Source organism: Psychroserpens sp. (genome assembly GCF_047633235.1).
Classification (GTDB): Bacteria; Bacteroidota; Bacteroidia; order Flavobacteriales; family Flavobacteriaceae; genus Psychroserpens.
In genome coordinates this window covers 1-8,564 of the sequence record NZ_JBLIET010000075.1, presented here as the reverse complement: position 1 = coordinate 8,564, position 8,564 = coordinate 1, and the positions used below count along the sequence as shown (strand labels likewise).

The 8,564-nt window shown below is 34.8% G+C and carries 9 protein-coding genes; 6 read left to right on the top strand and 3 right to left on the bottom strand.

The genetic code is table 11. The features are described from left to right. The coding region (locus tag ACJAZK_RS14310) for an NAD-dependent epimerase/dehydratase family protein (protein WP_415224618.1) at nt 1–533 on the top strand (533 nt) is incomplete at its 5' end. Here the strand turns inward: ACJAZK_RS14310 and meaB are convergent. Beyond that, nucleotides 523–1,605 (bottom strand): methylmalonyl Co-A mutase-associated GTPase MeaB, encoded by a 1,083-nt coding sequence (meaB, locus tag ACJAZK_RS14305; RefSeq protein ID WP_415224617.1) that lies wholly within the window; start codon nt 1,603–1,605, stop codon nt 523–525. The genes ACJAZK_RS14310 and meaB overlap by 11 nt on opposite strands. Nucleotides 1,606–1,611: 6 nt before the next feature. Further along, nucleotides 1,612–2,184 (bottom strand): DUF2911 domain-containing protein, encoded by a 573-nt coding sequence (locus ACJAZK_RS14300; protein WP_415224616.1) that lies wholly within the window; start codon nt 2,182–2,184, stop codon nt 1,612–1,614. A 526-nt stretch (nt 2,185–2,710) separates the two neighbouring features. Here ACJAZK_RS14300 and ACJAZK_RS14295 point away from each other — a divergent pair. From ACJAZK_RS14295 to ACJAZK_RS14275, 5 genes are all read left to right on the top strand, one after another. Beyond that, nucleotides 2,711–3,268, top strand: a complete 558-nt coding sequence (locus tag ACJAZK_RS14295) for an RNA polymerase sigma factor (RefSeq protein WP_415224615.1) — start codon at nt 2,711–2,713, stop codon at nt 3,266–3,268. After that, nucleotides 3,252–3,836: a hypothetical protein gene (locus tag ACJAZK_RS14290; protein WP_415224614.1), complete on the top strand. Its 585-nt coding sequence runs from the start codon at nt 3,252–3,254 to the stop codon at nt 3,834–3,836. The genes ACJAZK_RS14295 and ACJAZK_RS14290 overlap by 17 nt, the downstream gene beginning before the upstream one ends. A gap of 89 nt (nt 3,837–3,925) precedes the next feature. Next, on the top strand, nt 3,926–5,476 hold the full coding sequence (locus ACJAZK_RS14285; RefSeq protein WP_415224613.1) for a hypothetical protein: 1,551 nt from the start codon (nt 3,926–3,928) through the stop codon (nt 5,474–5,476). Between the two features lie 288 nt (nt 5,477–5,764). Then, complete coding sequence (locus ACJAZK_RS14280) at nt 5,765–7,267, top strand: serine hydrolase (protein ID WP_415224612.1); 1,503 nt, start codon at nt 5,765–5,767, stop codon at nt 7,265–7,267. 90 nt (nt 7,268–7,357) lie between these two features. After that, nucleotides 7,358–8,062, top strand: coding sequence for a peptidoglycan DD-metalloendopeptidase family protein (locus tag ACJAZK_RS14275; protein WP_415224611.1), 705 nt, complete (start codon nt 7,358–7,360; stop codon nt 8,060–8,062). A gap of 204 nt (nt 8,063–8,266) precedes the next feature. On the opposite strand, the gene ACJAZK_RS14270 is transcribed toward ACJAZK_RS14275, so the two are convergent. Then, nucleotides 8,267–8,564 (bottom strand): hypothetical protein (locus tag ACJAZK_RS14270; protein WP_415224610.1); only part of this gene is annotated, 298 nt, incomplete at its 5' end.

Sequence of the window (8,564 nt, the reverse complement as noted above, 5' to 3'; positions counted from 1 at the left end):
AAAGTTTTGCTCCCGAACCAGCATCACATTATGGTGTCACTAAATTGGCTGCAGAGCAATTAGTACTTCAAAAAAGCCGAGAAGAGCAGATGAGTGCTTGTTCATTACGTTTATACTCTGTAATTGGGCCACGTGAGCGTCCAGAAAAAATGTATACTAAATTGATTGATTTAGGTTTGAAAGGTGAAGCATTCCCTTTATTTGAAGGTAGCGATAAGCATTTACGTAGTTTCACATACGTTGGTGATATTGTAGATGGTGTTGTAAGTGTTATAGGCAACGAATCTAAAGTAAATGGTGAAATCATAAACCTAGGAACAGAAGTGGAACATACCACAAAAGAAGGGATTGAAGCTGTTGAGCAAATTCTTGGAAAATCTATTGCGCTTAATGTCATTCCAAAACGACCAGGTGATCAATCTCGAACAAAAGCTAATATTGATAAGGCGAGTAAGTTATTAAATTATAAGCCGCAAACTACATTGTTAGAGGCTGTGAAAAAGCAAGTAGAATGGTATAAGGCTAATTTTTAAGTCTTAATAGATACTCAGCTGCAACAAAAGGTGTCGTTTCTCCGTGTTCAATTAATTGTAACTGCGTTCTAAGTGCCTCTTTAATTTTAGCCTGATTGAAAAAATCAGATTTTAATCGGTCTTCAATAGTTTGTAGTAACCAGAATTTATTTTGTTCTGTACGATGTGTTTCAAAATAATTGTTCGCTTTTGTATGTTCTAGATACTCTAAAATCAATACCCATAGTTCGTCAATGCCTTCTCGATGTAAAGCACTGCACAAGCTTACTTTTGGAGACCACTCAGACTCTTTTTGCGGATACAAATGCAAGGCTCTGTTAAATTCTACTTTAGCCAGTTGAGCTGCTTTTAAATTTTCGCCATCTGCTTTGTTGATAGCAATCGCATCTGCCATTTCAATAATACCACGTTTGATGCCTTGGAGTTCATCTCCAGCACCAGCAATTTTTAGTAGTAAAAAGAAATCGACCATACTGTGAACAGCAGTTTCACTTTGTCCGACGCCAACAGTCTCAATAACAATAGTATCAAAACCAGCAGCTTCACAAAGAATAATCGATTCACGAGTTTTGCGAGCAACACCACCAAGAGACATTCCAGAAGCTGATGGTCTAATAAATGCATTATCATCTTTTACAAGATCTTCCATTCGGGTTTTATCGCCTAAAATACTCCCTTTACTCAAACTGCTACTTGGATCAACAGCTAAGACAGCCACTTTTTTACCCAGGGAGGTGAGGTGAAGTCCGAAGGCCTCAATAAAGGTGCTTTTTCCTACTCCAGGAACTCCTGTAATCCCTATTCTTACAGATTTGTTAGCCTTTGGTAAGCATAATTTTATAACAGCATTAGCTTGTTGTAAATGCTTAGGGTTAGAACTTTCGACAAGTGTAATAGCTCTACTTAGAGCAGTGATATTACCGTTTAAAATTCCAGTAACTAAAATGTTAGTATCGAGTTTTGCTTTTCTTTTTTCCTGAATACGTTTAATTGAAGATGCACTGGTGATATCAGATTGTGATGATACACCATCTGTTTCATGTAGTGCAGATGATTTTAATTTTTTAGACAAAAGCCTCTATTTTTGATCTTTAATTACATCTAAAGGTACTGCTATTTTTGTGTTATCCCAAGCCATAGTGAGTTTCAGGTCATCTGTAGAATTATCAAAAGCAATGGTGAATTGCTCAACTGTAGTCTCTATTTTTTCTATAGGAACATCAATTTCTAAGAGATCATGATTTGGATCCCACATGGGTTGCATTTCTTCGTCAACTCCCCAGTTATATTGTTTGGTATTGAACATGACATTCCACGTAGAATCTTTAGGGACCGTCCACAAGGTATATTTTCCTTTAGGTAAAAAGATGCCTTGAATCATTAAGTTTTTATTCGTTTCAAAAGTGGTTGCTTCATTTGCTCCTGTTCTCCATACTTTATTAAAGGGGACTAAAGCACCAAAGACCTCTCGACCTTTTTTAGTAGGTCTGTTATAGAAGACTTCGAGTTTGAGGTCATTCAATTTGAACTCTACAGTATCTTTAGGGCTCAATCTAGGGGAAAATATATTTTCAACAACATAAGAATATAAAAAGAGTCCTATTGCAACAATAGATAATATAATAAGTAGGCGCTTTAAAAAGGTATTCATAGCAATATAGAATTGTTAATAGTGTCTGGGAATAAACACAGCACTATTAAATTTGTTTCATTTTGTCTCTTTTTTATTTGTTTTTAAGCACTTGGTCATAAGATCGCAACTCATGAAAACAAATAAAAAGGAGACAAAAACAGTTCAAGTTAAAAAAATAGTCTGTTTATGTTCAGACATTTAATAATTAACTTCAAATATAATTGAAATTGAAATGCTACGTCTATACTTCACTAGAATTTCTGTAAATTTTAAAAATATTGTAATTTTTTGCAACACTCCTGTATTTGTGTCGTCTTTATAATGAACTCCTCTTGATGTTTTGTTTTAGACCGAAAAGTTTAGTTTTTGTGATATCACGATGCTGTTTTTCTAAGTGTGGTCTCGCTATGTTTCTAAAAAAGAAGGAAATTAGAGGCCAAAATGGAAACTTTGTAGGTAAAAAAAATAGTCAAGATAAGTTCACTGAACCAGTACCAAATAGATGTAATTGATCTATAAGGTATATAACCAAACTAAAACAGATTTGAAGACACTTCAAATTGATATTATTGAACAATGCAAGCAGAATGATCGTTCTGCGCAACTCAAACTATACAATCAATATTGCGATGGTATGTTTGCGGTTGCCATGCGATTTGTGAAGGATTCTATGGAAGCTGAAGATATCGTACAAGAAGCCTTTATTAAAGCATTTGCAAAACTCAATCAGTACAAAGCAGAAGTCACTTTTGGAGCTTGGTTGAAACGTATCGTAATTAATAAAAGTATTGATTGTTTAAAATCCAAAAAGCAGCATTTGCAAGAATTGGAAGAGGTGCACCTCAAAGTAATCGATGACAATTATCAAAACGAATGGTTAGTAGATGATACAATAACGCTAGATGAGATTAAGTTGGCGATTCAAAAACTTCCGGATAAATATCGTTATGTTGTGATGTTGTATTTGGTGGAAGGATATGATCATCAGGAGATTTCGGGAATTTTAAACATTTCAGAAATTGCTTCAAGAACAAAACTCTCTAGAGGAAAGTCGAAATTAAAAGAACAGTTAACACCCATGAAAAATGGCACAAGATATTAGAAGATTATTTAAAGAAGAACAGCAAGATTCGCTATTAAAAATGAGCGAAGGTCACGAAGCACGTTTTCTTGAAAAATTAGATAACGCCTTGCCAGTTGAAACATCAATTAAAAAGCGTCTCCCTGTGTTACAAATAGCAGCCAGTATTGTGATCTTAATTAGTCTAGGTTTTGGAGCCTCAAATTTCTTTGGAACTTCAGAAATTACTCCTACAGAAATCGTCGAGACTCAAAACCCTTCTAAAGTTGGCCAATTGAAATCATTAGGTGATATTTCGCCAGATTTTAAAAAGGTAGAAGATTACTATTTAGCTCATATTAATATAGAACTATCTAAAGTAAAGCAAACACCAGAAAACAAAGATTTGTTTGATGGTTATGTTGTAAGACTTGCAGAGTTAAATCAAGAATATAAGCGTCTTTCGGTTGAATTAACCAATCATGGACCAAATGAATTAACTGTAAGTGCATTGATAGACAATCTTAAATTAAGACTTAATTTAATGTATCGCTTAAAAGAACAATTAAATGATTTAACGACTTCCGAAGATAAAAAAAGTAGAACTTAAAATTAGTTCTGCTAAATTAAGTAGAGTCGAGAATCTAATGACAAGTCAATAAATTTTTGAAATAAAATTTCAGAATAAAACATAATCAAATGAAAACAATATATACACTAGTCGTACTTCTATTTTTCTGTTTCGTTTTAAGCGCTTCAGCACAAGAGCGATTAACCAAGATATCTAGGAAAATTGAGGTTACAAAAGAAGTGGAAATCAATTTGAATACGAGCTATGTGCAAATAGAAATTGATACATGGAATAAAAGCACTTTAGAAATTGAGGCCTATGTTGAAGGCGAAAAGTTATCTAAAGAGCAATTACAAGAGGCTTTAAAATCTTGGAATCTTAACGTAGAGGGTTCAGGTAGTAATGTGAGCATTACGTCAGATGGATCTCATGGCTCTTGGGATTTAGCAGAAATGACTAATAGTGCTTTTCAATCCTTAGAGGCCTTGAAAGCATTGGAAGTATTAGGAGATATAGATTTTGGTAGTTTACCAGAAATGCCAGAAATGCCTGAGTTGCCAGAACTACCAGAGATTGCTCGATTAGAGGTTCCAGAAGCACCAGAAATGCCAGAATTACCAGAACTACCAAATGGTGTCACTAACGTTAGTTTTGATTCTGAAGCCTTTAAAAAAGACGGTGAAACGTATTTGGAAAAATGGGGTAAAGATTTTCCTGCTAAATATCGCGAGAAAATGAAAGCTTGGGGAAGGCAGATGGCTAAAGTTGATTTTTCGTCTTATGAAAAACGAATGGAAGCTTGGGGAGAAAAATTTGAGAAGCAATTTGGTGAGGATTATGGAAAAAAGATGGAGGCTTGGGGAGAAGAATTTGGAAAACGTTTTGATGGCGAATGGTCTAAAAAGATGGAGGTTTGGGGAGAACATTATGGCAAGGAACTAGAACTACGTGCAAAAGACATGGAAAAGCGCATGGAGTCTAGAGAGAAAGAGATGGAAAAACGTCATGAAAATATGGAAGAATCCCAAGAGAAAAGACAAGAGGCTCATGAGAAACGACGCGAACATCTATCTAAGCGTTTTGAAATGCACGGTAAAGAGGTAAAACGCACGATAAAAATAAGAATGCCTAAGAATACAAAGTTAAATCTAAATGTAAGACATGGTGAATTAAAGATGACATCAGTTATTTACAATCTAAAAGCAAACATATCACATGCTAATGTATTAGCAAATCACATTGATGGAAGTGACACTTCTATAAGTGTGTCTTATTCTCCAGTTCAAGTGACGACATGGAGTGATGGTGAACTCAATTTAAAATATGTAGAAGATGCACACCTTAATACGGTTGCTAGTTTGAGGCTGAATAGTAATTCATCAGATATGTATATAGATAACTTAACCGGAACTGCCATTATAGATGGTAGTTTTGGGGATTTATCGATTTCTAAAGTTTCAGAAGCGTTTACAAATCTTAATATTATTTTAGACAATAGTGACGCTATTATTAATTTACCCAATAAAACCGTTGATTATAGCATGTATTTTAAAGGTAACCGCTCACGGTTAAATAACAAATTAACAACGCAACAAACCATAAATAATCATCCAAACACCAATAAATCAGGAAAGACAATTGTCATTAATGCTAAGTTTAGTGATGTGGCTTTGAAGTAGTAATAGTTCTGTTATTACAACAATAGTAGGAATTTCAAGTTAATAAAACCGTAGATTCTTCAGTCATTATTTCTTCTAAATGACCATCCAATTAATTCAAACTGTCAGTCTGTTTCGAAGTTTCTGGAATACGGAATCTCCTCTGCAAATTCAACGAACTATGCTGTTCTTGATGTCTGTCTAGTTTTTTCATTTCCGAGGAAAAAAAAGGAGTAATGTTGAGGCTAACGGTAACAGTAATTAAAATCACTTATCTTTATAAAGAACAATTACTTTCAATCAAAAATTATGAGATTATTCAACCAATTACTAGTAGGATGTCTTTTTTCGGCATGCTTTTTTTCATGTAAAAAAGAGGCTAACAACGACATCTCTGAAACCGTTAAAAGCGCGTATGCAGATTTCGTAACCGCTATGAAAACTGAAGAAATAGCTACAGGAAATATTCTAGTCTATGAAAATGGAGAAGTCATATTTAAGAGTTCTAATGGGTTGCGTTCTATCAGTCCTGTCGATTCACTAGACTTTAATTCTCAATTCCGTTTAGCGTCTGTAAGTAAGCAATTTACAGGTATGGCGATTATGAAATTAAAAGAAGCAGGTACACTAGAGTATGATCAAAAAGTCAATACTATTTTGGCAGACTTCCCTTATGATAATATTACAGTTCGTCAGTTATTACATCATATCTCAGGACTTACAGATTATGAGCGAATAATAGCTGAAAACTTTGTAAAAGAAGACTCAACAAAACAATATATATTGGGTAATGATGAGATCTTAAAAGAATTTTATCGCGTTGATCCTGAGTTAGATTTTCAGCCAGGAGAAAAATGGGAGTACAGTAATACGGGGTATTTAGTATTAGCGTCTATTGTAGAAAAAGTTTCTGGTCAGCATTTTAGAGATTTTTTAAAAGAACAGATTACAGATCCAGTAGGAATGACTAATACGATATTATACAATTATCAAATGGATGCAGATCCAAATATGCCTAACCGCGTGTTTGGTTATCGATTGGCCCTCAACCAAAAAGATTATATCATTAATGATTATAATATTGTTAATGATGTTAGAGGTGATGGCGGAATTTACTCTACCCTAGAAGATCTCTATAAATGGAATATGGCCTTAGCAAACCACAGCATTATTTCTAAAGCATATTTAGATGAAGCATGGGAATCTGGACAAACAAATGATGGAGCATATACGGGTTATGGTTTCGGTTGGTTTTTAGAGTACAATCCAGGAGAGCCGAGAATTATTAATCATTCTGGTGGATGGGTTGGCTTCGTGACATTTTTACATAATGAAGTAGATGCAAAAAGCGGTTTTATCATTTTAACAAACGACTCTGGAGAGAATTTCGGTTCTGTTATTAACAATATTAAAAATTTGAGAGCGGGAGAATCCTATCAAATGCCCAAGAAAAGTATTTATATGGCCATGGCGAATCGCATTTATGAAAAAGATGTAAACGACGCTATTGTGTTCTATGAAAGCGTTAAATTAGATACTATTAATTATCGCGTCAACGAAACTGATATCAACAAATTGGGTTACCTATTAATCAATGAAGATAAGTTAGATGCGGCGACTCAAATTTTTAAATTGAATAGGGATGAGTATCCAAAATCGGCAAATGTATATGATAGTTATGGCGACGCCCTTTTAATGCAAGGCGATTCTATACAAGCTTTAGCTAATTTTAAAAAGTGCTTTGAAATGGACGATAGTTTAATGTATGCAAAGGACAAATCGGAAGCATTGGAGACCGCCTTGAAAAACTAAAATTGTGATTCCCCACGTGTTGTGGAATCGCTTTATTTAAACAGTTTTTAATAGTCAGTAATTAACGTATTTTTGAGAAAAATAACACACATGACCATAAAAGTGTTCTCTCAATTGTTAAGCGATCTAGGTGATCAATCCCTTTATGTTTTAGACCCAGCAATATCGAAGTCAGATTACATCGCATTAGACTTATCAAAGACTAATAAAACACTTGACACTATTGATGTGTCTTCTTCGGAAACATTAGAGCAGTATATCCATAGCCATATCATTAAAAATAATGCTAAAGTAGCATATGGAGGGTATCTCGAAACCCGCAACATCTACCAAAGAAGTTCTTATTTTAAGGACACTAATCCAGAAACCGAACGCAATATCCATTTAGGTCTCGATCTTTGGGTAGCTGTAGAAACGCCTATATTCACGCCTTTGGATGCTGAGGTACATAGTTTTAAAAATAACACCAATCATGGCGATTATGGTCCGACGATTATTTTAAAACACATCATTGAAGATTTTCAGTTCTACACACTTTATGGACATCTTAGTGTCGCTTCCATAGAACATCTAAAACTAGGGCAGGCCTTTAAAAAGGGTGAACAAATTGCCACTTTGGGAGATTCAAGTGTTAATGGCGATTATGCACCACATTTGCATTTTCAGATGATTAAGGATGTACAGGATTATGTTGGTGATTATCCAGGTGTGTGCTCTAAATTGGATTTGGAGTTTTATAAAGGGAATTGTTTGGATCCTGAATTATTACTGAGATTGAATAGTATCAATACTTAATCATCTTTATACGGCCATTTAAAACGTTCTTATGGAGCCTTTGTTGGTGTTTTACATCAACAAATCATAGCTAAACAAGACATGTGGTGATGAGGAAGACTGTTGGTGAAAAACACCAACAGTGGCAAGTGAAAAACACCAACAGTGGCAAAGGAGCAAACGGTGACAGTGGCAATTTTATGGAGCATTTGTTGGTGTTTTCCATCAACAAATGATAGCTAAACAAGACACGTGATGATGAGGAAGACTGTTGGTGAAAAACACCAACAGTGGCAGGTAAAAAAACACTAACAGTGGCAAAGGAGCAAACGGTAACAATGGTAATTTTATGGAGCCTTTGTTGGTGTTTTCCACCAACAAATGATAGCTAAACAAGACCTGTGGTGATGAGGAAGACTGTTGGTGAAAAACACCAACAGTGGCAAGTGAACAAACACCAACAGTGGCAAGTGAGCAAACAGCAACAGTGGTAATTTTATGGAGCCTTTGTTGGTGTTTTCCA